The sequence below is a fragment of the Sorangium sp. So ce887 genome, assembly GCF_051521455.1.
In the GTDB taxonomy this organism is placed as follows: Bacteria; Myxococcota_A; Polyangia; order Polyangiales; family Polyangiaceae; genus Sorangium.
The window spans coordinates 5,500,973-5,523,727 of the sequence record NZ_CP150354.1; the positions used below are offsets into that span (position 1 = coordinate 5,500,973).

20 protein-coding genes are annotated in these 22,755 nt (G+C 73.0%); 7 read left to right on the forward strand and 13 right to left on the reverse strand.

Annotated elements, in window-relative coordinates:
- Positions 1-26: 26 nt before the first annotated feature.
- The 5 genes from WMF36_RS20570 to WMF36_RS20590 form a co-directional block, all read right to left on the reverse strand.
- Positions 27-482 carry a TlpA family protein disulfide reductase gene (locus tag WMF36_RS20570; RefSeq protein WP_437581320.1) on the reverse strand — a complete coding sequence of 152 codons (456 nt, stop codon included), beginning with the start codon at positions 480-482 and terminating at the stop codon, positions 27-29.
- Positions 472-1,047: a peroxiredoxin gene (locus tag WMF36_RS20575; RefSeq protein WP_437581321.1), complete on the reverse strand. Its 576-nt coding sequence runs from the start codon at positions 1,045-1,047 to the stop codon at positions 472-474. Before WMF36_RS20575 ends, WMF36_RS20570 begins: the two co-directional genes overlap by 11 nt.
- A 199-nt stretch (positions 1,048-1,246) precedes the next feature.
- A complete protein-coding gene (locus tag WMF36_RS20580; protein ID WP_437581322.1) occupies positions 1,247-2,395 on the reverse strand; it encodes a hypothetical protein in 1,149 nt (382 codons plus the stop codon).
- A gap of 57 nt (positions 2,396-2,452) precedes the next feature.
- Complete coding sequence (locus WMF36_RS20585) at positions 2,453-3,835, reverse strand: OmpP1/FadL family transporter (protein WP_437581323.1); 1,383 nt, start codon at positions 3,833-3,835, stop codon at positions 2,453-2,455.
- Positions 3,835-5,157 carry an OmpP1/FadL family transporter gene (locus WMF36_RS20590; protein WP_437581324.1) on the reverse strand — a complete coding sequence of 441 codons (1,323 nt, stop codon included), beginning with the start codon at positions 5,155-5,157 and terminating at the stop codon, positions 3,835-3,837. The genes WMF36_RS20585 and WMF36_RS20590 overlap by 1 nt, the downstream gene beginning before the upstream one ends.
- A gap of 51 nt (positions 5,158-5,208) precedes the next feature.
- Between WMF36_RS20590 and rlmN the strand changes: the two genes are divergently transcribed.
- The 3 genes from rlmN to tatC are packed head-to-tail and all read left to right on the forward strand — an operon-like array spanning position 5,209 to position 8,134.
- Positions 5,209-6,459, forward strand: coding sequence for a 23S rRNA (adenine(2503)-C(2))-methyltransferase RlmN (gene rlmN, locus WMF36_RS20595; RefSeq protein WP_437581325.1), 1,251 nt, complete (start codon positions 5,209-5,211; stop codon positions 6,457-6,459).
- A gap of 44 nt (positions 6,460-6,503) precedes the next feature.
- Positions 6,504-7,178, forward strand: coding sequence for a Sec-independent protein translocase protein TatB (gene tatB, locus WMF36_RS20600; RefSeq protein ID WP_437581326.1), 675 nt, complete (start codon positions 6,504-6,506; stop codon positions 7,176-7,178).
- A complete protein-coding gene (gene tatC, locus WMF36_RS20605) occupies positions 7,175-8,134 on the forward strand; it encodes a twin-arginine translocase subunit TatC (protein WP_437581327.1) in 960 nt (319 codons plus the stop codon). The genes tatB and tatC overlap by 4 nt, the downstream gene beginning before the upstream one ends.
- Before the next feature lie 261 nt (positions 8,135-8,395).
- On the opposite strand, the gene WMF36_RS20610 is transcribed toward tatC, so the two are convergent.
- The 5 genes from WMF36_RS20610 to WMF36_RS20630 form a co-directional block, all read right to left on the reverse strand.
- Positions 8,396-9,334: a prolipoprotein diacylglyceryl transferase gene (locus WMF36_RS20610; RefSeq protein ID WP_437581328.1), complete on the reverse strand. Its 939-nt coding sequence runs from the start codon at positions 9,332-9,334 to the stop codon at positions 8,396-8,398.
- A gap of 2 nt (positions 9,335-9,336) precedes the next feature.
- The gene (gene lspA / locus WMF36_RS20615) at positions 9,337-10,110 is read right to left on the reverse strand and encodes a signal peptidase II (protein ID WP_437581329.1); all 774 of its coding nucleotides are present in this window, start codon (positions 10,108-10,110) and stop codon (positions 9,337-9,339) included.
- 150 nt (positions 10,111-10,260) lie between these two features.
- Positions 10,261-10,944: a signal peptidase II gene (gene lspA / locus WMF36_RS20620; protein WP_437581330.1), complete on the reverse strand. Its 684-nt coding sequence runs from the start codon at positions 10,942-10,944 to the stop codon at positions 10,261-10,263.
- 79 nt (positions 10,945-11,023) lie between these two features.
- On the reverse strand, positions 11,024-11,485 hold the full coding sequence (locus WMF36_RS20625) for a DUF4398 domain-containing protein (RefSeq protein WP_437581331.1): 462 nt from the start codon (positions 11,483-11,485) through the stop codon (positions 11,024-11,026).
- A gap of 26 nt (positions 11,486-11,511) precedes the next feature.
- Entirely contained in the window at positions 11,512-11,865 is a 354-nt protein-coding gene (locus WMF36_RS20630) for a DUF4398 domain-containing protein (protein ID WP_437581332.1), read from the reverse strand.
- A gap of 533 nt (positions 11,866-12,398) precedes the next feature.
- Between WMF36_RS20630 and WMF36_RS20635 the strand changes: the two genes are divergently transcribed.
- Positions 12,399-14,804, forward strand: a complete 2,406-nt coding sequence (locus WMF36_RS20635) for a DEAD/DEAH box helicase (RefSeq protein WP_437581333.1) — start codon at positions 12,399-12,401, stop codon at positions 14,802-14,804.
- 190 nt (positions 14,805-14,994) lie between these two features.
- On the opposite strand, the gene WMF36_RS20640 is transcribed toward WMF36_RS20635, so the two are convergent.
- Positions 14,995-15,813 (reverse strand): SDR family NAD(P)-dependent oxidoreductase, encoded by an 819-nt coding sequence (locus WMF36_RS20640; protein WP_437581334.1) that lies wholly within the window; start codon positions 15,811-15,813, stop codon positions 14,995-14,997.
- Between the two features lie 323 nt (positions 15,814-16,136).
- Between WMF36_RS20640 and WMF36_RS20645 the strand changes: the two genes are divergently transcribed.
- Complete coding sequence (locus tag WMF36_RS20645) at positions 16,137-17,741, forward strand: protein kinase domain-containing protein (protein ID WP_437581335.1); 1,605 nt, start codon at positions 16,137-16,139, stop codon at positions 17,739-17,741.
- A gap of 56 nt (positions 17,742-17,797) precedes the next feature.
- On the forward strand, positions 17,798-18,676 hold the full coding sequence (locus WMF36_RS20650) for a class I SAM-dependent methyltransferase (RefSeq protein WP_437581336.1): 879 nt from the start codon (positions 17,798-17,800) through the stop codon (positions 18,674-18,676).
- 129 nt (positions 18,677-18,805) lie between these two features.
- Here the strand turns inward: WMF36_RS20650 and WMF36_RS20655 are convergent, their stop codons facing one another.
- Positions 18,806-19,933 (reverse strand): DUF1566 domain-containing protein, encoded by a 1,128-nt coding sequence (locus tag WMF36_RS20655; protein ID WP_437581337.1) that lies wholly within the window; start codon positions 19,931-19,933, stop codon positions 18,806-18,808.
- A gap of 332 nt (positions 19,934-20,265) precedes the next feature.
- On the opposite strand from WMF36_RS20655, the gene WMF36_RS20660 reads away from it, so the two are divergent.
- Positions 20,266-21,048: a hypothetical protein gene (locus tag WMF36_RS20660; RefSeq protein WP_437581338.1), complete on the forward strand. Its 783-nt coding sequence runs from the start codon at positions 20,266-20,268 to the stop codon at positions 21,046-21,048.
- 133 nt (positions 21,049-21,181) lie between these two features.
- Here WMF36_RS20660 and WMF36_RS20665 read toward each other — a convergent pair whose 3' ends face one another.
- Positions 21,182-22,735 carry a pre-peptidase C-terminal domain-containing protein gene (locus WMF36_RS20665; RefSeq protein WP_437581339.1) on the reverse strand — a complete coding sequence of 518 codons (1,554 nt, stop codon included), beginning with the start codon at positions 22,733-22,735 and terminating at the stop codon, positions 21,182-21,184.
- Between the last annotated feature and the right edge of the window lie 20 nt (positions 22,736-22,755).

Below are 22,755 nucleotides of genomic sequence, written 5' to 3' on the forward strand. Positions count from 1 at the left end.
CGCTGTCGCGCGTCCGGCCGGACCGCTCAGCCGCCCTCCCCGGCCGTGAGCTGCGCGAGCGTGCGCTCCAGGTGCGACAGCCCTGCGGCGCCCGCGGTTCGCGCCCTCAGCTTCCCCTCGCCGTCGAACAGGAAGTACGCGGGCCAGAGGCCGCCCGTCTGGAAGCGGTCGCCGATCGCGTGCGCGTTGTCGATGGCGACCGGCTCGTCCATGCCGCTCTCCTCCACGACGGCCTCCACCTGATCGACGCGCGTGTCGGACTCCTGGCGCGGCATGTGGACCGAGACGAAGCGGACGCCGCGGGGCCCGTACTTCTCCTTCCACGCGCGCAGGGTGGGCAGGTTGTCCTTGCAGAGCGAGCACGACACCGCCCAGAACTGCACGACGGCCGGCGCGCCCTTCAGCGACGCGGGCGTGGGCTCGCCGTGCAGCCAGCGCGTCGCGCCCTCGAACGAGGGCATCGACGCGCCGCTAGGCAGCACGGCGCCGCTCCGCCGCGATCTCGATCGTGTCCTTGCCCGGCTTCCAGTCGGACGGGCACAGGCCGCCGGTCTGGAGCGCCGCGAGCACACGAAGCGTCTCGTCGGTCGAGCGGCCGATGTTGAGCGAGTGGATCACGGCGTACTGGAGCAGGCCCTTGGGATCGATGATGAAAAGCCCGCGCAGCGCCGCGTGGATGCCCTCGATGAGGACGCCGTATTTGCGCGCCGCTTCGCCCGAGTGGTCGGCGGCGATCGGGTAGTTCACGCCCGCGATGCCGTTCTGCTCGCGGGGCATCATCGCCCAGGCCCGGTGGGTGTAGATCGTGTCGGTCGAGCAGCCGAGGAGGCTCGCGCCGAGCTGATCGAAATCGGCTCGCCGGTCGGCCAGCGCGAGGATCTCGGTCGGACAGACGAAGGTGAAGTCCATCGGATAGAAGAAGAACAGGAGCCACCGGCCGCTGTGATCCGACAGGGAGGTCGAGAGATCGTTGCGGTTCGGGGCGGCGGGATCGAACACGGGGAGCGTGAACTCGGGGGCGGGCTCACCCACTCTGGCGATGGACATGATTCCTCCGTGGGCCTCGTCGAGCACGGGCTCGATCGGCCGGTGCGCTGGCGATTGCGTCGTACGTCGTGCGTGCGTGCGTGCGTGCGTCGAACGATGGTGTCGACGCGGAGGTCGTTGTGCCGGGGCCCACGGCGTCAACTGCGGCGCGACGGGCAGCCGGCACGGGCGGCGCGGCGGGCCGGCGGCCCGAGCCCGCTCACGGCCCGGGCGGCGGGAGCGACGCGTCGGCCGGCGCGACGCCGGCGGCGACCGCAGGGTAGCGCTGGCCGTCGCCCGCCCCGGCCGCCTGCGTGACGAACAGCAGCGAGAACCCGGGGTAGGCGGCCACGCAGGGCGCGCGCGGCGCGAGCGCGGACGACGCGCCGAACACCGGCGCCGCCGCGCGCTGGAGCGGTCCGTCGGGACCGAAGCGGGCCGCGAGGCCGATCGCGGATCGCCCCGCGCTGTCGCGACCCGCGTAGTAGACGCGCAGGCTCGGGCGGCCCGTGGCCGAGACGGCGAGCACCGGGGCGGGGTCGAAGACGGCGGCGCTGTCGAAGGGCTCGTCCTCGCCCGCAGGCGCGCCGGCGGCCGGCCGGGGCGCCGGCGCGAGCGCGGGGCCGTCGCCGACGCGCTCCCAGGCGAGGCCGTCGTCGCTGCGCGCCTCGCCCACGAAGGAGGCGTCGCCGTCGCCCGTAACGACGTAGAACATCCGGAGCGAGCCGTCGGGCAGGCGGACCACGCCGGGGCTGCCGGGGACGGCGCCGCGCTCCCAGCCGCCGTCGCCGGACGCGAGCGGCGCGAGCACGGGCGATGGCGCACGCGCGAAGGCGGCGCCATCGGCGCTGCGCGCGAGGCCGATGCCGCCTTCCGCCGCGTAGTAGAGCCAGATCTCGCCGCCCACGAGGAGCGCCGAAGGGGCCGCCACCACGCCGCCTTCCCAGGGCAGCTCCGGCGTGAGGACCGTCACGGGCGCTCGCCCGAACGAGCGGCCGTCCGCGGCGTCGTGGCGGACGATCGCGTTCGGCGGGGCCAGCGGGTCCGGCGAAGCGTCCTCGGGGCGGAGCGTGGCGGCGAAGAAGCCGGCGGCCGCGAGCGTGGAAGGGTCGCCGTCGAGATCGACCACCGAGGCGTCGCGCGCGAAGCGCTCGTCGTCGTCCATGGCGTACGGGGCTGCCCTGGAGCTGCCGAGCTCTTCCTGATCGATCTCCCGGAACGGCCCGGCGAGAGCGCTCGGCAAGCTGCCCTCGTCGCCGTCCGACGGCAGCGTCGCGCAGGAGGCGAGCGACGCGAACGACGCGCACGACAGCAGGAGCGCGGACACCGCGGTCGAACGGCGGACGAGCGGGTGAGGAGGCCCATGCATGTCGGCGGAGGGTAGCGCGCGTCGCGATCCCCGGTCGACGCAGGCGGCAGGTCCACCTCAGAACGCGGCCGTCACCGTCGCCCCGAGGTTCACCATCGTCCCGCCCGCGCGGTAATCGCCCACGAAATCCGCCGGATTGTCCTTCTCCACGATCACCTCCGGCAGCACCGACAGCTGCCCGTGGAGGTCGACCCGGAGCGACCCCGGCAGCTCCTCCAGCGGGCGATTCAGGACGGCGCCCGCGCCCAGCGACATCGTGTGCCGATCCGCATCGAGGTAGTTCGTCACGCCCCGCTGCGGCGGGACCGGCGAGCGCTCGTAGACGTACCCCGCGCGGAGCGGGATCTCGACCGCGCGGCGCGCTCCCCCCTGCGCGCCCTGCCCGGCCACCTTGCGCAAGCCCCCCGCCGCGACGACCACGTACTCGACGCCCAGCCGCGGCACGAGCCGATCCGCAAACCGGAGCGGCACCACGGACGTGGGCCTCGGATCGTCGGGCAGATCGAGCGGCAGGTCCGGGGGCGGCGCCGCCTCGAGGTGCGCCCTCGTCCTCGCCACCGGGCTCTCGTAGGCCGACCAGTTCACCCACGTGACGTCGAGGTTCACGCGCAGGCCCTCGATCCGCTGGAAGCTCGCCCCCACGACGACCTGCTGCGGCAGGAACGCGTCGACGGTGCGCGACTCGAGCTCGTACAGGAGCGGCACCTCGATGCCCGCGAAGTCGACGATCCCTCGCAGCCGCGCGTCGATCGACAGCGGGAGCTTCGCCTCCCCGCGGTAGGCGATCCCGACGAAGCCGAGATCTCCGGCGCGGACCCGGGCGCCGAGCTGCGGGTAGCGGATCGACGTGAGGTCGGCGTCCACCTCGTGGCGGAGCGCGGAGTCGTAGGGAGAGAGCGCGTCGGCGCGGCCCGTCACCGAGAAGCGGCCCCGCGTCGAGGCCAGGAACGCGACGCCGCCGCCGAGCTCCAGGAACGGGAGCGGGCGCACCGCGATGTTCGCGGCGAGGAACAGGATCGACAGCCGGTCGTCGTAGAGCTCCCAGCGCGGCGTCTCCTGGCGGATCGCCTTGATCCGCGACAGCCCGTCGTCCGGCAGGAACGTCGCCAGGCCGAATGCGAACGGGACGCCGAGCACCTCGCCCGGCACGACGAGGCCGCCCGAGAGCCCGTGGACGTCGCGCACCCCGCTGTCGCGATCGTTGACACGCAGGCGGTTCGACGCGTGACCGTAGCCGATCGAGAGGCCGAGCCCCGTCGCGCCGGCGAGGCCCGCCGGGTTGTAGTAGCTCGCCGAGAAATCGGTCGCGTCGGCCGCGAGCGCGCCGCCCATCGAGGCGCCGCGCGAGCCGAAGCCGTACGCGTCGGGCGCGTGCGCGCGCGCTCGCCCGGCGGCGAGGAGCGCCAGCAGCGAGGCGGCGGCGCAGGAGAGCCGGCGCATCAGAACGCCACCCCGAGCGTCGTCCCGCCCGCGACGAGGACGCCCCGCGTGCGCACCGCGCGGGCGCCGCCGTCCCCGCCGCCCGCGGCCTGCTCGCCGCGCTTCTGGTGCGCGCGCGGCAGGAGCAGCTGGACCTCGGCGAACAGGTCCAGCGTCAGCCGCGGCAGCGGCGCGGCGAGCGCGAGCCCGTAGCCCAGCGAGAGCGCGACGCGCGCGCTGTCGTAGAGGTTCGACGCGCCCGTCTGCTCGGGCGCGGGCGACGGCTCCACGTAGGCGCCGCCGCGCGCGTGCGCCGTGGCCCCCGGCCGCAGCGCGAGGCGGCGCTCCACGCCGACGCGCGGCACGACCGTGTCCGAGTACCCCGGGTCCGCGGGCGCCGGCGCCGTGCAGGAGCCGGTGAACGGCTCGCCCGTATCGGGATCGACCGCCGGGCAGCGCACCGTCGCCTCGACAGGGCCGGGGTAGTCCGACCAGCGCTTGTACGTCGCGCCGATCGCCACCTTCCAGGGGCCCTTCACGCGCGCCACCTCGAGCGCGACTTGCGCCGGATCGTACTGCGCGATCCCCGCGATGTGGAGCGGCGGCACGGCGATCCCCCCGAGATCGTCGGCGTGGATGACGACGTTGAAGCGCCCGACGAGCTCGCCGCGGAACGTGGCCCCGACGCGGTACGCGCCGATGTCGTAGCTCGCGCCGAGGATCGGCCCGTAGCTCGCGACGAGCGTGTCCTCGACGAGCGTGCCCACGCGGCCGGACGCGTCGGTCGCCACCGTCACCGAGCCGGACAGCGCCGCCAGCGCGGCGAAGCCGGCGCCCACCCGGACGCCGCGCCCGAGCGACGCGCCGAGCGCCGCCTGCACCGCGACCGACTGGGTGCGGTCCGCGATCGGGAACTGCGGCGTCTCCGGGTGGAGGATCCGCCCGCGGACGACCACGTCGAACGGCGCGAAGAAGCCGAGGCCGATCGTCACGCGGTCCGCGAGCGCGCCGCCGAACGGGATCGGCACCGTGGCGCCGATCAGGCTGCCGCGCAGCGGCGCGTACGAGAGCCGCCGGCCGCCCGCGCGGAGGTCGAAGATCGCGCCCGCGAGCCCCAGCGTGAGCCGGCGCTCGCGCGACAGCGACAGGAGCGCCGGGTTCGCGTAGACGGCCTCGTAGCCCTCCGCGACCGCGGCGCCGGTCGCGCCCATGGCGCTCGCGCGCGCCCCGAAGCCGAGCACGTCCTCCGGAGACGCCTGCGCCGCGCCGGCCGGCGCCAGGGCGAGCCCCGCCGCGAGCAGAGGCGCGATACCGCGCCACATCCAGCGGATCGGGCGAAGCATGCGCGGTCGACCGTAGACTGGGCCCCCCTGGCGCGCTAGTCGGTATCCGCCGTGGATCTCCGCCCTAAAAGCACCTCGGACGAACGTCGCCCTCGCCTCGCGCTCCAGGCCGTGCTCCCGGACGAGCTCGCCGCCACGTGCGGCATCGATCTCACCGACGCGCGCCGCATCGTCTCGCTGGCGCACCGCCTCGGGGAGCTGCCCGCGCGCGCGCCCGCGACCGTCCGGCGCGTCGCGCTCGAGGCGGCGCGCGCGGCGGGCGAGATCCGGACGCTCGCGCTCGTGGAGCGGCGCGCGAGCGCCGAGGATCCGTTCGTGAAGTACGCGTTCCGTCTGGAGGACGGCGCGATGATCGAGTCGGTGCGCATCCCGCTCGAGCGGCCGGGCCGGTACTCGGCGTGCGTGAGCTCGCAGGTCGGCTGCGCGCTCGCCTGCGCCTTCTGCGCCACCGGGCGCATGGGCCTCACGCGCAACCTCGAGGCCTGGGAGATCGTCGAGCAGGTGCGGCTCATCCGCCGTGATCTCGGCGCGACCACCGAGCGCGCGGGCGGCGGCGCGCGCGTGCACGGCGTGCTGTTCCAGGGCATGGGCGAGCCGCTCGCCAACGCCGACCGCGTCATCCAGGCGATCCGGGTGCTCTCGGAGCCGAGCGCGCAGGCCATCGATATGCGCAACATCACGGTGTGCACGGCGGGGCTCCCGTCCGGCATCCGGCGGCTCGCGGCGGAGGTCCCCGGCGTCCGGCTCGGCCTCTCGCTCGGCTCGGTGCGGCCCGGCAGGCGGCGCCAGCTCATGCCGATCGACGGCGCGCACCCGCTCGACGAGGTCCTCGCCGCCGCGGGCGAGCACGCGCGCGCGACCGGGCACGCGCCGATGTGGGCGTACACGCTGCTCGCGGGCCAGAACGACACGGACGAGGACGCCGCGAGCCTGGCCGCGCTCGCCCGCGGCTTCGCCGCGCAGCACGGGATCTTCCCTCGGATCAGCCTGATCCCCTACAACGCGATCGGCCCGGCCGACGCTCCCCTGCCCTCGCCCGGCGGCGTCGAGGACAGCGGCGCGGCGGCCGATCCGTTCGTGCGCTCGGCGCGGCTCCAGGCGTTCCGCGCGGTCCTCTCCGCCGCCGGGGTCGGCTCGATCGTGCGCTATTCCGGCGGCGGCGACGTCGGCGCGGCCTGCGGGCAGCTCGCGCGGCCTCCGGCGGAGGCGCAGCGACCAGGCGGCCGCCGGGCGCCGCCCCTGCCCGGAGCGGCGGCGGGTGCTGCCGCGGTCGGGCCGAGCGCGCCGCCGCGGCCTGTGTGAGGGTCGCTATGGATCCCCGCTCCGGTGCGCGCTAGCTTGCGCCCGTGTTCGGCTTCAGCTTCGGCGAGATGATGGTGCTCGTCATCGTGGGCATCATCGTGGTCGGCCCACGACGGTTGCCTGCGATGATGCGGACGGCGGGCAGCTGGATCACCAAGGTTCGCCGGATGACCACGGAGCTCCGGTCGCAGAGCGGCATCGACGATCTGATCCGCCAGGAGGGGCTGGAGCGCGACATCCGCGAGCTCCGCTCCCTGTCGCGGGTGAACGTGATCGAGACGCTCGTGAAGCCCGTGATGGACGCCGCCACCGTCGGCACGGTCGTCTCGGCGACGCCACGCATCAGGCCACCGGAGCCCGAGCCCCCGCAGCCCCCGCCGAACGTGCAGCCGCTCCGCGAGCGTGAGTACCCGGTCCTCGGCTGCGACGCCTACGAATCCGAGATCGACGCCGCGCCCAGGCTGGCGGCCGCGGCGGAGGGCGCGAACGGAGCGGTGGCGGCGAGCGCGGCAGAGCCCGCGGCCACGGCAGACGCGGCGATCACGGAAGGGCCCACGGCAGCGCCCGCGGCCACGGCAGGCGCGGCGATCACGGAAGGGCCCACGGCAGCGCCCGAGCCCGCGGCCACGGCAGGCGCGGCGATCACGGAAGGGCCCACGGCAGCGCCCGAGCCCGCGGCCACGGCAGGCGCGGCGACGGGGAACGGAGCGGCGTCATGAGCCAGGAGCAGGTGGCGGCGAAGAGCGATTCCCCGGAGACGGCCGGCGCGACCGGCGCTGCCGCCGCGGCCGGCGCTGCCGCCGCGGCCGCCGCGACCGGCGCTGCCGCCTCGGCCGGCGCTGCCGCCGCGGCCGTTGAGGATGCCACCGAAGACAAGCCGATGTCGTTCTGGGAGCACCTCGACGAGCTGCGCAAGCGGCTCGTCCGGAGCATCCTCGTCTTCTTCGCGGCCTGCCTCGTGGGGTGGGAGGTGCGCGAGAAGCTCCTGCACTTCCTGACCATCCCGTTCGTGCAGGCGTGGCGGGAGCAGAGCCTGCCGGGCGACCCCTCGCTCCACTTCGGCGCGCCCGCGGCCGCGTTCGTCGCTTACTTCAAGCTGTCGATGATCGGCGGCGCGGCGCTGGCCTCGCCGTTCATCTTCTATCAGCTGTGGTCGTTCGTCGCGCCGGGCCTCTACGCCCGCGAGAAGCGCTACGTCATCCCCTTCGTCCTGTTCTCGACGATCCTGTTCGTGGGCGGCGGCCTGTTCGGCTGGCGCGCGGCCTTTCCGATCTCGTTCGGCTACTTCCTCAGCATGGCCGGCACGGTCGGCAGCGGCGGGGTGACGATCACACCGACCGTGATGATGGGCGACTACCTCGACTTCGTCGCCCAGCTCCTGCTCGGCTTCGGGATCATCTTCGAGATCCCGCTCATCGTGCTGTTTCTCTCCCTCGCGGGCGTCATCAACTACCTGCAGCTCATCCTGTTCGGCCGCTGGTTCGTGTTCGCCGCCTTCGTGCTGGCCGCCATCCTGACGCCGCCCGACATCACCAGCCAGCTCGTCATGGCCGTGCCGATGTGCATCCTCTACGTGGTCTCGATCGGCCTCGCGTACGTCTTCGGCAAGCCGCCGACGGACGCCCAGCGCGAGGCGTACAAGAAGCGCAAGGAGAAGGAAGTCGCCAAGGGCTGAGGGCCGGCGCGGCGCGGTTCAGGCTGGCTGCGCCGCCTCCGCGCGTCGTCCTCGGCGCCCGGCGCAGGGTCCGCGGCACCGCGCGTCGTCCTCGGCGCATGTCGGCGGCACCGCGCTCTGAGCGTCCGGGCCGCGGCTCCGGTCCGCGGCACCGCGTCCCGTCCTCTGCGCCCCGCGCCCCGTCCTCTGCGCCTCGCGCCCCGTCCTCTGCGCCCCGCGCGCATCGTCGGCGGGCCCCGCGCGCCGCCGGGACCGCGGAGCTCAGGCGGCGGGCGCAGGCGCCGCGGACGCCGTCTTCCGGCTCCGTGTCACGTGGATCGCGATCGCCGCGCCGGCCATCGCGAGCCCGATGAGCTGCGACGTGGACAGGCCGAGGAGGCCCCCTCGATCGTCGGCGCGCCCGAACTCGAGCGTGAAGCGCCCGATCGCGTAGAGGCCGAGGAACGTCGCGAAGACCTGCCCGTCGTACCGCTTCCGCCCGTGCACGTAGAGCATGCAGATCGCCGCGATGGCGAACGACATGGCCGACTCGTAGATCTGCGTCGGGTGCACCGGGTGCGACGGCACGCGCGCGCTCACGAGCTCGTGCAGCTTGAACTGCGCCTCGCTCGCGGGGCTGTTCGGCGGGAACGAGAGCCCGAACGCCCCGTCGGTGCGCTGGCCGAAGCAGCAGCCGGCGAGCAGGCAGCCCATCCTGCCGAACCCGAGGCCCAGCGGCACGGCGAAGCCCGCCATGTCCGCCGCCTTCCAGAACGGGAACCGATCGCGCTTGAGCAGCCAGTACGCCGCCGCCGACGCGCCAAAGAAGCCTCCGTAGTACGTCAGGCCGCCGGCCCAGAACTTCGCCCACGCCAGGCAATCGCGCTCGGTCGGGTGGCAGACCCCCTTCGCGGCGTCCCAGACGCCGTGGTACCGCGGCACGCAGAGCGCCTGCTCGACCTTCCAGTCGACAAGCGACGGATCGGTGCACAAGTGCACGTAATCCCAGAAGTATCCGTCGGCGATGACGTGGAGGAGCCTGCCGCCGATGACCCCCGCGAGCAGGCAGGCGAGCCCCAGGTCGACGACCACGTCCGGATCCTCGCCGATCCGCCGCGCCCAGAGGGCGCCGATCGCGGTGGCGAAGAGGAAGCCGGTCAGCAGCAGCAGGAAGTAGGCAGGGAACGCGACGTCGAGCAGGCGGAACAGCTCGGGCCGCATGGTCAGCCCGCCGACGCCTTCGCTCCGGTCGCGCCGGAGGGCTTCCTCGCGAGCTCGGGGCGCTGGGGGGAGAACATGTCGATCGCCATCAGCCCGACGCCCACGACGATCGCGATGTCGGCCACGTTGAACGTCGGCCACACGAACGTCGGCGTGAACCGAACCTGGATGAAGTCGATGACGTACCCGTAACGGATCCGGTCGACGAGGTTCCCGAGCGCGCCGCCGAGCACGAGCGGCAGCCCCCACCGGAGCGCGATCTGGGAGGGGTGGAGCTTCCGGTACAGCGAGACGATGAAGACGATCGCGGCGAGCGAGACCACGAGGAAGAAGGGACGGCGGATCGCCTCGCTCTCGTCGCCCAGGATGCCCCACGCCCCGCCGTGGTTCTTCGCGTAGATCAGGTTCAGGTGGTCCTTGATCACCTCGATCTTCCGGAGCGCGAACGGCCGGGGCGAGGCGGCGAGGTCGGCGAGGTCGGTGAGCGCGCGCGGCTCCAGCCGGTCCTTGGCCCACCACTTCGTGCCGAGATCGGCCACCAGCGTGACCGCCGACACGCCGAGCAGGAACGCATACGACGGGCGGTAGGTGGGCTTCGCCGGTGCGACCACATCGTCGGCGTCCCCCTCCGGCGAGGAGGCGCGCCCTGCGTCGTCGCGCTCGCCGGCGGCCAGCGGCTCGTCTTCCGGTGCCTTCACCGGCGCGGCGCGGTCCGGCTCCGCATCGGCACCCTCGGTCTTCACGGCAGCATCTCGCGGCGTCGCGTCTTCAGTCATGCGGAGCGCGTTCCTGTACGACAAACCGAGCGCTCCGGCAAAGGCTTCCCTCCGCGCGCGCCGTATCGCCCGTCTCGCGCGTCTTTCATGTCGTGCCTCCCGGCGTGCGCGCGCACACCCTGCTCCGGTCGCGCTGCCTGCTTCGGTCCTTCAGGCGGCCGGCGGCGCCGGCGGAGGCGCTTCCGTCGATAGCGGAGCGGCGGCGTCGCTGCCTGCCGGGCTGCCGGGAGCGCCGCTCGGGTCTGGAGAGGGAGCGCTCGCGTTGCGGGCGGAGGCGATCATGTCCGTCGACATCAGGATGACGCCGGCGACGATCGCGATGTCGGCGACGTTGAACGTCGGCCAGTGAAACTCCTGGCCGCCGCGGGTCACGTACACGTCGATGAAGTCGATGACCCAGCCGTAGCGGATCCGGTCGACCAGGTTGCCCATCGCGCCGCCGAGCGCCAGCGCGAGCCCCCACTTCATCGCGGTCTGGTCCTTGTGGACGCGCCAGTAGATCGAGACGATGAAGACGATCGCCGCGGCCGAGACGAACAGGAAGAACGGCCGCCGCAGGCCGTCCGGGAGGCTGCGGAGGAAGCTCCAGGCGCCGCCGGGGTTCTGCGCGAAGATGAAATCCAGGTGGTCCGGGATGACCGTGACGATCTTCGGGCCCGACCGCTTCGCGTCGAACCCGGCGAGCCGCGCGTGCGCCCACGCCTTCGTCGCCAGATCGACGGCGCACGAGACGAGCGCAACGACGGCCACGAAGGCGAGCGAGGCGCGCTCGCCTCGGGGCAGCTCGTCCGGAAGGTGTGAGGCGGGCGACGCTTGCGCTGCGCCAGAGGACATCACCCTCGCTTCTACGCGATGGTGCAGCGCGGAGCAAACGGCCCGGAGCAGAGCGACGCCGGGCGGGCTCCGGGCCCGTTCACCGCCTGTTCAGGATCATCAGCGAGCGCTCCGGAGCGCTCGCCTGCGCGGGCGCCTTCTCCTGCGGTCTGCGCGGCTCTGCCGGCTCGATCGTCGGTGCCCGCTTCCTGCTCCGCGCGATCTGCACCTCGGCGTACGCTTGGAGGGCCGCGCCGCGCTGCCGCTCCATGGCCGCCGTGCGCCCGAGCGCCTCGGCCAGCTGCGCCCGGCGCTCCGCGAGGTACGCGAGATCCCTCGCCTCGGCGAGCTCCCTCCCCTCGGCGAACGCGCGCTCCGCGCGCTCCAGCGCCTCGAGGGCGCCTTGCAGATCGGCGGGGGCGAGCTCCGCCGCCGCGCCCGCTCGGGCGCGCGCGTAGCTCTTCCGCGCGCCGATGAGCTCCTTCGGCGGAAGCGGGGCGCTCGCGCACCCGAGCACGCCGCCGAGGAGCAGCATGACCACGATCCCTTGGTTGTATCGCATGATTTCGCGCCTCTTCCCGCGAGCCCCTAGCGGAGCCGCTGATGGATGGATCCGACCTCCGCGACCGCCTCACGCGCGAGCGCCTGGGCCCGCGCCTCGCGCGTGAGGGCGAGCGCGAGCTCCGCGTCCGCCTGCGCCCGCAGCAGCATGCGCCGCGCCCGATCGCGCACGCCCTCGGCCGACAGCCGCCTCGCCCGCTCCACCTGCTCCCTGGCGAGGCACAGGTGGATGTCCGCCGGCGGGACCTCCTCGGCGCCGACCTCCTCGGCGGCCCGGATCATCGCCTCCGACGCGAAGACCCGCTCGCTGAACGGCGGCGTGCGCGCGGCGCACCCCGCCGCCGACGCGCCGAGGAGCGTCAAGATCACTGCGTTTCTCATGTGCGACACCTCGTGGCCAGCCCCGGACGAGCGGTCGCCCGGAGCAGGCGGGTCAAAGAGCGGATGTGGACCTCGACTCCGGATCTCCGTCGCCGGTCGGCTCGTCCTCAGGCAACCGGCACACCAGGCCAGCCCGCCCTGGGGCCGCGCCTGAGCGCCCCCGCGAGGCGCGCCTCCAGCCGTCCGTCGGTGCAGCAGGATGGCCGGAGACGCTGAGACATCGCCTCACGCGCCGTATCCGCGCTTCCCAGCCGTTGCGCGCAAACGAGCCATTCGCCGGCGCCTCGGTGTGCCTCGCGCGCAGCGCCTCGACGGCGGGAGAGCCGCCGACATCCGATCTCGTTCGAGGACACGAGAGCTCCTCCCTCCGATGTACGCGCGCCTGCCGCGCCGGTCCTCGCCCTCCCCTGCGCCCCTCCCCTGCGCCGCCTGCCGAGCTCCAGCGTCGCGGGTCATCGCAGATCCACCCACCATCACCCTCGGCGCCCGATCCGGTTGAGCGACACGGCGCATCTGTTTAGTATGCCGGGGTCATGCCGTCGCCCCCCTGGAAGATCGAGACCGGCGTCGAGACGGTCATCTCGTCGTGGCTTGCCTCGGGCTACGTTCGCCCGTGTCTCGCCGCGGATCGCGAGCTGCCTCCGGCCGAGGCGCGCACCGCGGCGATGCCCGAGGCGCTCTCGCCGGCGCTCCGCGGCGCGCTGGAGCGGCGCGGCATCTCCCGGCTCTACGACCACCAGGCCCGGGCCTTCGTGGCCGCCCGCGCGCCGCGCGGCGCGGGGGCAGCCGAAGAGCCGGCGCAGGCCGGGCGGCACGTGGTCGTCGCCACGCCCACGGCGAGCGGCAAGAGCCTCTGCTTCCATCTCCCGGTGCTCGACGCGCTGGCGGAGGGCGCCGCGTCGGGCCAGGGCGGCAGCGCGATCTACCTGTACCCGACCAAGGCGCTCGCCCGGGACCAGGAGGCCGGCCTGCACGCGCTCATCCGCGAGGCCGGGCTCACGATCCCGGCCATCGTCTACGACGGGGACACGCCGGGCGACGCACGTCGGGCGGCGCGCGAGCGCAGCCCCATCGTCATGACCAACCCCGACATGCTCCACGCGGGGATCCTGCCGCACCACGCGCACTGGGCGCGGACGTTCCAGCGCCTGCGCTACGTCGTGCTGGACGAGCTCCACACCTACCGCGGCGTGTTCGGCTCGCACGTCGCCCACGTGCTCGCCCGGCTGCGCCGCGTCGCCGCCTTCCACGGCTCGAGCCCGACGTTCCTCTGCGCGACGGCGACCATCGGCAACCCGCGGGCGCACGCCGCGCGCCTCCTGGGCATCGCCGAGGACGAGATCGAGCTCATCGACGAGTCCGGCGCCCCGCGCGGGCCGCGGCGCTTCTTCCTCTACAACCCGCCCGTGGTGAACGCGGAGCTCGGGGTGCGCGCCAGCACCCTGAAGAGCGCGGTGCGCCTCGCCGGGGATCTCGCGCGGGCCCGCGTGCCGACGCTTGTGTTCGGCCAGTCGCGCAACTCGGTCGAGATCATGCTGAAGTACCTGCGCGAGGGCGTCGGCAAGGAGATCGGGGCGGAGGACGCGATCATGGCCTACCGCGGCGGCTACCTCCCTGAAACGCGCCGCCGGGTCGAGCGGGGGCTACGCGACGGCGAAATCCTCTGCGTCGTGGCCACGAACGCGCTCGAGCTCGGCATCGACGTCGGCGAGCTCGACGCGGTGATCTGCGCCGGCTATCCCGGGTCGGTCGCGGAGACGTGGCAGCGCTTCGGCCGCGCGGGCCGGCGCGGCAAGACGAGCATCGCCGTCCTGTGCGCGACAAGCGCGGCGCTCGACCAGTACCTCGCGAGGAACCCGAGCTACCTGCTCGAGCGCAGCGCCGAGTCGGCCCGGATCGATCCGCACAACACCGAGATCCTTGTGCAGCACCTCAAGTGCGCGGCGTTCGAGCTGCCGTTCCTCAAGGGCGAGTCCTACGCGGCGATGCCGGCGGACGACACCGTCGCGGCGCTCCGTTTTCTCCAGGACAAGGGGGTCATCCACGAGTCGAACGATCGGTTTCACTGGGCGACCGACGCCTATCCGGCGAACCACGTGAGCCTTCGCTCGGTGGGCTGGGACAACTTCGTCATCATCGACAAGGCGCATGGGAAGACGCTCGCGGAGCTCGACTGGCGCGCTGCGCCGACGATGCTCCATGAGCAGGCCATCTACCAGCACGACGGCGAGCAGTACCAGGTCGAGCGGCTCGATTACGAGAACCACAAGGCCTTCGTGACGAAGGTCGTCCCCGACTATTTCACGACCGCGCTCACCCACCGCAAGGTGAGCATCCTCGACGAGGGCGCGACCGCCTCGCTCGGCCGGGCGACCGCTTCTTTCGGCGAGGTGAGCATCGTGGAGAAGGTGGTGGGATACAAGAAGATCAAGTTCTACACGCACGAGAACGCGGGGTATGGCGACGTGCGTTTGCCCGACATCCAGATGCACACGACGGCTTTCTGGCTCACGGTGCCCGAGCCGCTCTGCGAGGAGCTCGGCCTCGGCCGCGCGACCGCCATCGACGGCCTGCGCGGGATCGCGCGGGCGCTGGAGACGGTCGCGACGCTCTCGCTCATGTGCGATCCGCGGGACATTGGCCAGACGCTCGAGGACGGGAGCGAGGCGCGGGCGCCGGACGTCCCGCCTGGCGGCGAGATGGCCGGGGTCTTCGATCCGACGCTGTTCCTGTTCGACAACGTACCCGGCGGCGTCGGCCTCGCCGAGCGCATCTACGAGCAGCGCGACGAGCTCCTCGCGCGCACGCGGCAGCTCATCGCGGGGTGCGGCTGCGACAAGACCGGCTGTCCTCTGTGCGTCGGCGCGACCGAGGCCGTCGACGGGATGCGCAGGCGCGCCGCGATCGGGCTCCTGGAGATCTTGCTCCACCAGGCGTGAGGCATGGCGCTCCTGGTTCCGCGAGGGGGGAAGAGGATTGAGCCACGGAGGCACAGAGGAGAGAAGGAGAGATCGACAAGAATTCTCTATCTCTGTACCTCCCTACTCTTGTTCTCGCCTCTGTGCCCTCTGTGCCTGCGGGGTTCCCTCTCTCATGAATCCAGGGTGGGCCTGGGCGACGTGGACCTACCTAGCTCCGCTTCACGGCGAAGCCGGCGAACGCCTGCATGATGGGCATCAGCTCCAGCCGGTTCACATTGACGTGCTCGGGGAGCGTCGCGCACCAGATCACGGCCTCGGCCACGTCCTCGGCCGAGAGGGGCTTCACTCCCTGGTACACGGCGGCGGCCCTCTCCTGGTCGCCCTTGAAGCGCACCAGCGAGAACTCCGTCTCGGCGAGGCCAGGCTCGATGTCGGTGACGCGCACCCGGCTGCCGAGGAGATCCGCGCGCAGGTTCAGCGAGAACTGCGCCACGAACGCCTTGCACGCGCCGTAGACGTTGCTCCCGGGATACGGCGTCTCCGCGGCCACGGAGCCGAGGTTGATGATATGGCCCCGGTCGCGCGCCACCATCCCGGGCAGGAGCGCCCGCGTGCAGTGGAGCAGCCCGTTGATGTTTGTGTCGACCATCTGCTGCCAGTCGTCGGGGTCCGCCGTGTGCGCCGGCGAGAGGCCGATCGCGCCGCCCGCGTTGTTGACCAGCACCGACACCTCGGACAGCTCCGGCGGGAGCTCCGCGATCGCCCGGTCCACCGCGCCCCGGTCCCGGACATCCAGCCGGACGAGGTGGACAGCAGCCGCCCGCCCGCCCCCATCGCCGGGCGACGAGCGCGCCCCGCCGCCGGTGAGCTCGGCGGCGAGCGCCTCCAGGCGCTCGTAACGGCGCGCGGCCAGGATCAGGCGAGCGCCCAGGCCAGCGAAGCGGCGGGCGATCGCAGCGCCAAATCCAGCGGAAGCGCCGGTGATGAAGACAACCGGAGTCGGATCGTTCGGGGCAGCGCGCATCATGTCCTGAGCGGACTTGTACCAGACCCGCCCAGATCCAGCGACATGCACCGCGCCCGGCGACACACGTCGGCCCACCCCGTGCCAGGTCGCCGGGCCGGCCGCGCATTCGTCGTGGACGTGCCGCTACGCCCGCGCTCATGACATCCGGGTTTCGGGCGCGGAGGGCACACCGCGAGTCGATTTGTGCAATCGACCGCAGCATCTCCGGCGGTCGGGCGCGGTCGCCCCTTTACCCCACCCCTCGGTGCCATTTACAGTCGGGCACCGTGGAGAGCGCGCCATCGAGGGGGTTTGTTCTGGGGCGTTACGCCGTCGGACCGCGGATGGCGCGCGGCGGGATGGGCGAGGTGTTCCGCGCGGTCGCGCTCGGGCCGGACGGCGAGGAGGCCCCGGTCGCCATCAAGCGAATCGTCCCGATGCACGCCGGCAGCGACGATCTCAAGCAGCTTTTCATCGCCGAGGCGGGCATGATGACCCACCTCAAGCACCCCAACATCGATGAGGTGCTCGACTTCGGCATCGACGAGGCGGGCGACTTCTACCTCGTGCTCGAGTTCGTGTCCGGAACGGATCTCGGGCGGCTCTGCAAATGGGTCTGGGCGCGGGGAGAGGCCGTCCCGGTGCCGGTCGCGCTCTTCGTTGCGTCCGAGGTACTCAAGGGGCTCGGTTACGCGCACGAGCGCTCGGCCGCGGAGGGGCGGCTGATGGTGCATCGCGACGTGAGCCCGGGAAACGTGCTCATCTCGCTGGCCGGCGCGGTGAAGATCGGGGATTTCGGCGTGGCGCTCGCCACGCGAGGCGGAGCGGGCGACGCGGCCCGGCGCGATCTCGTCGGGAAGCCGACGTACATGCCGCCCGAGCAGTTCGACGGGGAGCGCGTCGACCCCCGCGCCGACCTGTTCGCGCTCGGGGTGGTCCTCTTCCAGATGCTCACCGGCATGCGGCCGTTCTCCGGGACCAGCGCCGCCACGCGCATGGCCGCGGCGCGCGAAGGGCAGATGCTGCGGGCGGGCGAGCTGCGTCCCGAGGTGAGCCCCGCGATCGAGGCGCTCCTCGCGCGCGCGCTCGCGCCCCGCCGGGAGGACCGCTTCCACGACGCGCGCGCCATGCTGGAGGCGATCGAGGCGCTCCGCGAGGCCGGCCACGAGATCGGCGCGCCGGAAGACCTCGCGGCGCTCGTGAGCGCGGCGCTGAGAGAGCCGCCCGAGTCGCGCTTGGCGGGCCCCCCCGCGTCGGGCCCCCCCGCGTCCGATTTCCCCTTCCCCGACGGCGACGACGATCTCGAGGGGGGCGAGCTGGCGCGCGCCGACGCGGACAGCCCCTTCACCCTGCGCGTGACGCGGCGCCTCAACGGAGCTGCGCAAGCGCTCGGCGGCGAGGCCGAGCCGCTCGATGCGGACGGCGCGGCGCTGCCGGAGCCGTCGAGCGCTCCGCTGAGCGGCGGATTCCACGCGGTGGCGCCGGCGTCCGGCGACGAGAGCTCGATCGATCCGCTCCTGGCCCCGTCCGTGAGGGCGGCGGTCTCCTCGTCGCAGCGGCCGCGGGACGAGCTCCGGCCGCCCTCGGTGCCGGCCACGGCCCTCCCGGCGGCCGGGGCGACGCGGCAGCGCCTGCTCGCGGCGGCGATCGCCTGCGCCGCGCTGGCCGGGATCGCGGTCGCCAGCGTGCGCGTCGGCCGGGGTCGTCTGAGCGCGACGCACCCCGCGGCAGCGCAGCACGCCGCCGCCGTGGCGCAGCCGCGGCTCGCTCCCGCGGTGCAGGCGGCGCTCCTGCCCCTGCGAACGCCGGCGCTGCCGGCGAGCTCCACCGTGGACGCAGCGCCCGCCGCGGGCTCCACCGCCGATGCAGCGCCCGTCGCGGCCCCCCCTGCGGGCGCTGCGCCTGTCGCGCCCCCTGCGGACGCGGCGCCCGCCACCACGCTGCGCTGACCGCCCCGCGTCCCGACCCGCTTGCGTCGCTCAGCCCGCTCGGCTAACAGCGCGGCGTGCGAAGCCCTCACGCCCTCCTCGCCCTTGCCCTCGCCGCGCTCACCGGGTGCGGCGCCGCGCCTCCCGCGGCTCCGCCTGCGCCGCTCGCCACGCCGGCGGGACAGCCCGACACGGCGCCCGCCACGGCGACCTCGCCCCCGAGCGACGCGACCGCGTCGGCACCGTCCCAGGCCACCTCGGTCGAGGTGCCCCCCGCCCTGCGCGCCGTCGTCGACGCCGCCGACCGGGCGGACGCCGACAGGGCGCTCGACGTCGGCCGGAAACCCGCGGAAACGCTCGCATTTTTCGGCATTCAGCCGGGGATGAAGGTCGCGGAGCTCGAGGCTGGGGGCGGGTACACCGCCGAGCTCCTGGCGCGGGCGGTCGGCCCGGGCGGGGCCGTCTACGCGCAGAACAACCGCTTCGTCCTCGAGCGCTTCGCCGAGAAGCCGTGGAGCGAGCGGCTCAAGAAGCCCGTCATGAAGCCGGTGGTCCGGGTCGACCGCGAGCTCGACGACCCGCTGCCGCCCGAGGCGCGGGATCTCGACGCCGTGTTCTTCATCCTCTTCTACCACGACACCGTGTGGATGGAGACGGACCGGGCCGCGATGAACCGCGCGATCTTCCGCGCGCTCAAGCCCGGCGGCGTGTACGCGATCATCGATCACGCCGGGCGCGAGGGGACTGGCGTCGCCGACGTGAAGACGCTCCACCGCATCGAGGAGAAGGTCGTGCGCGAGGAGATCGAGCGGGCCGGCTTCCGGCTCGCGGCCGAGGCGAGCTTCCTCCGGAGCCCCACGGACACGCGCGACTGGAACGCCTCGCCCATGGTGGCCGGCGAGAAGCGGGGCACGAGCGACCGCTTCGTCCTGAAATTCGTCAAGCCCGGCGGCTGAGCCGCGGCGGGCTGGGCGCTCGGCCCGCGCGGCGGGTCGGCGCCGGCGGCCTTCGCGATCGGCCTCGGCCCGCGCGGCGGGTCGGCGCCGACGGTCTTCGCGATCGGATGCGCCAGGCCCGGGCGGCGCTCACCCGTCGGAGCGAACGCAGCGCGTGAGCCGCTGAGCGCGGACCGAGTGGTCCTGCGATGTGCCGTTCGTGAAGTTGACGAGGATGGCCTTGTCGGCGCTGCTGATGGCGGGCGTCGACGACCAGAAGACATCGGACGGCGTCCCCGGGAAGGCATCCCGGTCGATCGCCGGCCCGGAAAGCCGATCGTCGACGATCGAGAGCAGCTCCTTCGCGCTCGGCAGCCGCCAGTCGCTCTTGCCGGCGAGGGTGAGCTCCTCGCAGTGCTCGAGCGCGCCGCTCCAGATGAACCGGGTCAACGAGGCCTGACGCTGCCAGATGAGCCCCGTCAGCCCATCGAGCACCCATTCCTCGCCGAACGACAGATCGGGCTGCGCCATCTCGCGCTCGCCTCCGACGCACAGCGCTCGCGCGCCGGACATGTCCTTCTGGAAGAACCCGACGGACGCATCGCTGGCGAGCACGCCCCACGCGAACGTGCTGTCCACGTCGACGTCGGTCGCGGACCAGTAGAAGCTGCCCTGGGAGCCCGTGAAGAAGATGTCCGGGAACGCCGTGGTGTGGCCGAAATCCAGGATGGAAACGAGCTCGCGCCGCGTCGGCAGGCGCCACTTCTCGATGCCGCCGGCGCGCTCGGCGTCGAGCACGGCGCAGTGCTGGAGCGCGGCCTCCAGCGTGAACATCCCGTTCTCCGTCACCTTTTCCCACGTGAGCCCGGTCACCGAGTCCGTCACGGTGCCGTCGCCTTCTGCGTAGGCGGGAACGGCGATCTCGTAGTTGCCGTCCTGTCCGAAGAAGGGCTCCGACGGTCCAGGGCACGCCTCGAGCACGGTCGTCCCGTTCGAGCAGCGTTTCGTCGGCGAGTCTGGCCAGGTCACCGCCACGGTGGGCGGCCCTCCGCCGGTCCCGCCCCCGGCGCCGCCGCCGCCGATCGGCTCGCTCCCGCCGCCGCCGATCGGCTCGCTCCCGCCGCCGCCGCCGCCACCGCCGCCACCGCCGGTCCCTCCCCCGGAGCCGTAACCGATATGAAAGGGGTCTCCAACGCATCCGGCGAGCGCGACGAGCTCCACGAGCAGCGCGGCCAGCGGCCGGGTGAAGCGAAGGGCGTGAGGGGTCTCGTTCGGCATGGGCAAGCAGCGGCGTCCGTGGAGGATCTGGGCCAGCAGCCTACCATTCACCGGGGCACCGGGGTCGATTTCCTCGCGGCCGAGCCCCGCGCCGCAGGTTCTCATCGCGGCCCGCCCACCGCGCCTTCTCCGCGCGCTTTTCCCGCGCGTTTTGGCCGCGCGTTTTTCCCGCCCCCGGCCCCGCGCGCTTTTCCCGCGCATCGAGCTGCGCGCTTTCTCCGCGCGCCGAGCCGCGCCCGTCCCGGCGGCGTGCGCTCCGCCCGCCCCGAACCGGCAGCCGCGAAAAACGGAGTGAGCATGAAATAACCAGGAGGCTACGGCGAAGAGTGGGTATGAGCACACGCACCTCACTGTTGTTCGCGGTCGCGCTCACGGGCAGCGTGCTCGTGGGATGTGGCGACAGCGCGACAAGCTTGGCCGGGGATCGGGTCGCTCGAGGGGCAGCCGCCTGCCTCCCGGGGGAATCGGTCGGGAAGGCCGAGAGGAAGGTCTACACGTTCTTCGGTGGCGCCGGCGCGCAGAGCCGGGTCGAGCGGTCGATCCGGCCGGATGGGTCGGAGACCCTCTCGAGCGAGACCCGGAGGTCACGCGCCGATTCTGGCCAGGGTGCTGCGGCGGGCGGCGCGCTTTCGGCCGGCGGCGTCCTCCGCGAGTACGCCGAGCTCGATCCCTCGGGTCGCCTCGTCTATGCCGACGTCTCCCTCAGCGACGCCGCCGGCGTGGTGAAGCGGATGATCCTCGATCCGCAGCACGGCGCGGCGCTGCTCCGCCGCGCCGGCCGCGCGTCCGGCTTCGTCCGGCTCCCGATCGGAGAGGCCATCATCTATGCGCCGGTGAGCTCGATCGTGACGCCGGTCGCGGCGTGGGTCGCGCGGCGAGCGGCGCGCGCGGCGCCGAGCGTCCGCATGTTCGACGAGCTCACCACCGAGAGCCACGCCATCCTGAGCGACCAGCTGGTCGTCGAGGACGGCCACGACACGTTCGTGGTGCTGGGCGACGCGGCGCTGTCGGCAGATGACGAGTTCATCACCTCCCTCCCGCTCGGCGACGCCGCGGCGGCGACGGCCTGTGAGGAGAGGGGGAACGGCGCCGCCGCTCCCTGGCGCTCGGGGTGAGCCCACCCGCGGGCGGTCCGGAGGCGGCCCTGCGCCGCGATCGCGGAGGACACCGAAGACAGGCGTTCGCTGTCCTCGGTGTCCCTCCGGGAGATGAATCTCCTCGAGCTCCCGGGTCCTTTCCGCCGCTACGTCACGGGGTCGTGTAGTCGACGTTCACCGTGTACGTGCTCTCCGTGTATCCCTGCACGAGGAGGAAGGCCTCCGACTGACCTTCCGGGACCGTCAGCTCGCACGTCTCGTCCGCGCCGTCGATGTAAGGACGGCAGTCATAGGCGCTCAGCGTGGGCTGCTCGCCGAACCGCACGTAGAGATCGGGATCCCCGGAGCCGCTCATCACGGCCCGGAAGGTCGTGCCCGGCACGACCGCGATCGGCCCGTGGGGTGCCGTCTCGCGCCGCGCGATGCTGCCCTCGAAGCTCGTGGAGGTCGCGGTGCCGCCGCCTTCCGGCGCCCCCGGCGCGGAGTAGCGCACCTCGATGTCGTAGGTCGAGGCCGTGTAGCCGTGCACCTTGATGAAGGCCCTCGTCTCGCCTTCCGGCACCTCGAGCGTGCAGGTCTCGTTGGCGTCGCTGAGGTACGGCCGGCAATCGAACGATCGCGCCGTCGGCGCAGCGCCGAATTTCACGAAGAGATCGGGGTCTCCGGTCCCGGTCATGACGACGGTGAGGGTCGTCCCGGGCACCACCTCGATCCCCTCGGCGGGCCCTACCGCGTCGAACGCCCCGCGGGCGACACGGCCGCTGAAGCTCTCGGTGGCCGGCGCGCCGCCGCCGCCGCCGCCGCCGCCGCCGCCGCCGCCACCACCACCACCGCCGCCGCCGCCACCACCGCCGCCGCCGCCGCCGGGGGCGCCGTAGAGCGCTTGAACGCCGTTGATGTCCTTCTCCGTGAGGTTGAGCGTCCTGTCGCCGGTGCCGTTGCACTGGGGATAGTGCATGACGGACGCACCGTCGTAGTTGGTGAGGGCGCGCCAGTTGTCGTCCTCGAAGCAGGTGCCGGCCTCAGGACGGGTGTGCTCGTGGCGGAAGGCGAGGGTGTGACCCAGCTCGTGGCGGAGAATGCCCGTGAGGTCGGGCTGGGTGCTGTTGTAAGCGGACCTGTCGATCAGGACGTTCCGCGACCCCCTCGACTGGCCGGGGAAGAAGGCGCGCGCCAGGTACTGGCCGCCCGTGTTCACGGGGTTCACGTCGAACAGGACGCTGCTGGTGCTCGACGTGCAGCTCGAGTCGGCAGACTCCACGTGGATGAAGTCGACATCCGCGACCGCCTCCCACGCCTCGACGGCCTCCGTCATCGCGGCCACGACGGACTCGTAGTTGCTCCCGAATCTCGTGCTCACGCAGTAGGTGAGGTTGCGCCGCTGCTCCGTCGTCCAGACCATGTCGCTGCCGCCTGACTGGTTGACGATCAGCGCACCATCGCGCACATGCGTCTCCCAGAACTCGCGCAGATGCTTGATATCTACGACCGGCGTGTCCCCGTTAACAATGTAGATGCCTGTGTCAGCCTCGCGGAAGACGGTCCGCTCGAAGTGGTCAAATCCCAGCTGATTGGTGCCGACTGCCTCGGTGCTACCGTCGCCGACGTCGGCCGAGCAACCGACCGCAGCAGCGGTCAAACCAGCGATCACCAACGCGAGCTTACGGGCGACCACATTGCTCTCGTGCGGCTTTGCAGGATGCATTTGAAGCTCCTTTCGGGGAG

Bases quoted from the DNA above. Each gene is read 5' to 3' on its own strand.
- WMF36_RS20575 (WP_437581321.1), bottom strand. From the start codon at position 1,047: ATGTCCATCGCCAGAGTGGGTGAGCCCGCCCCCGAGTTCACGCTCCCC.
- WMF36_RS20580 (WP_437581322.1), bottom strand. From the start codon at position 2,395: ATGCATGGGCCTCCTCACCCGCTCGTCCGCCGTTCGACCGCGGTGTCC.
- WMF36_RS20585 (WP_437581323.1), bottom strand. From the start codon at position 3,835: ATGCGCCGGCTCTCCTGCGCCGCCGCCTCGCTGCTGGCGCTCCTCGCC.
- WMF36_RS20590 (WP_437581324.1), bottom strand. From the start codon at position 5,157: ATGCTTCGCCCGATCCGCTGGATGTGGCGCGGTATCGCGCCTCTGCTC.
- tatC (WP_437581327.1), top strand. From the start codon at position 7,175: ATGAGCCAGGAGCAGGTGGCGGCGAAGAGCGATTCCCCGGAGACGGCC.
- WMF36_RS20610 (WP_437581328.1), bottom strand. From the start codon at position 9,334: ATGCGGCCCGAGCTGTTCCGCCTGCTCGACGTCGCGTTCCCTGCCTAC.
- lspA (WP_437581329.1), bottom strand. From the start codon at position 10,110: ATGACTGAAGACGCGACGCCGCGAGATGCTGCCGTGAAGACCGAGGGT.
- lspA (WP_437581330.1), bottom strand. From the start codon at position 10,944: ATGTCCTCTGGCGCAGCGCAAGCGTCGCCCGCCTCACACCTTCCGGAC.
- WMF36_RS20625 (WP_437581331.1), bottom strand. From the start codon at position 11,485: ATGCGATACAACCAAGGGATCGTGGTCATGCTGCTCCTCGGCGGCGTG.
- WMF36_RS20630 (WP_437581332.1), bottom strand. From the start codon at position 11,865: ATGAGAAACGCAGTGATCTTGACGCTCCTCGGCGCGTCGGCGGCGGGG.
- WMF36_RS20635 (WP_437581333.1), top strand. From the start codon at position 12,399: ATGCCGTCGCCCCCCTGGAAGATCGAGACCGGCGTCGAGACGGTCATC.
- WMF36_RS20640 (WP_437581334.1), bottom strand. From the start codon at position 15,813: ATGATGCGCGCTGCCCCGAACGATCCGACTCCGGTTGTCTTCATCACC.
- WMF36_RS20645 (WP_437581335.1), top strand. From the start codon at position 16,137: ATGGCGCGCGGCGGGATGGGCGAGGTGTTCCGCGCGGTCGCGCTCGGG.
- WMF36_RS20655 (WP_437581337.1), bottom strand. From the start codon at position 19,933: ATGCCGAACGAGACCCCTCACGCCCTTCGCTTCACCCGGCCGCTGGCC.
- WMF36_RS20660 (WP_437581338.1), top strand. From the start codon at position 20,266: ATGAGCACACGCACCTCACTGTTGTTCGCGGTCGCGCTCACGGGCAGC.
- WMF36_RS20665 (WP_437581339.1), bottom strand. From the start codon at position 22,735: ATGCATCCTGCAAAGCCGCACGAGAGCAATGTGGTCGCCCGTAAGCTC.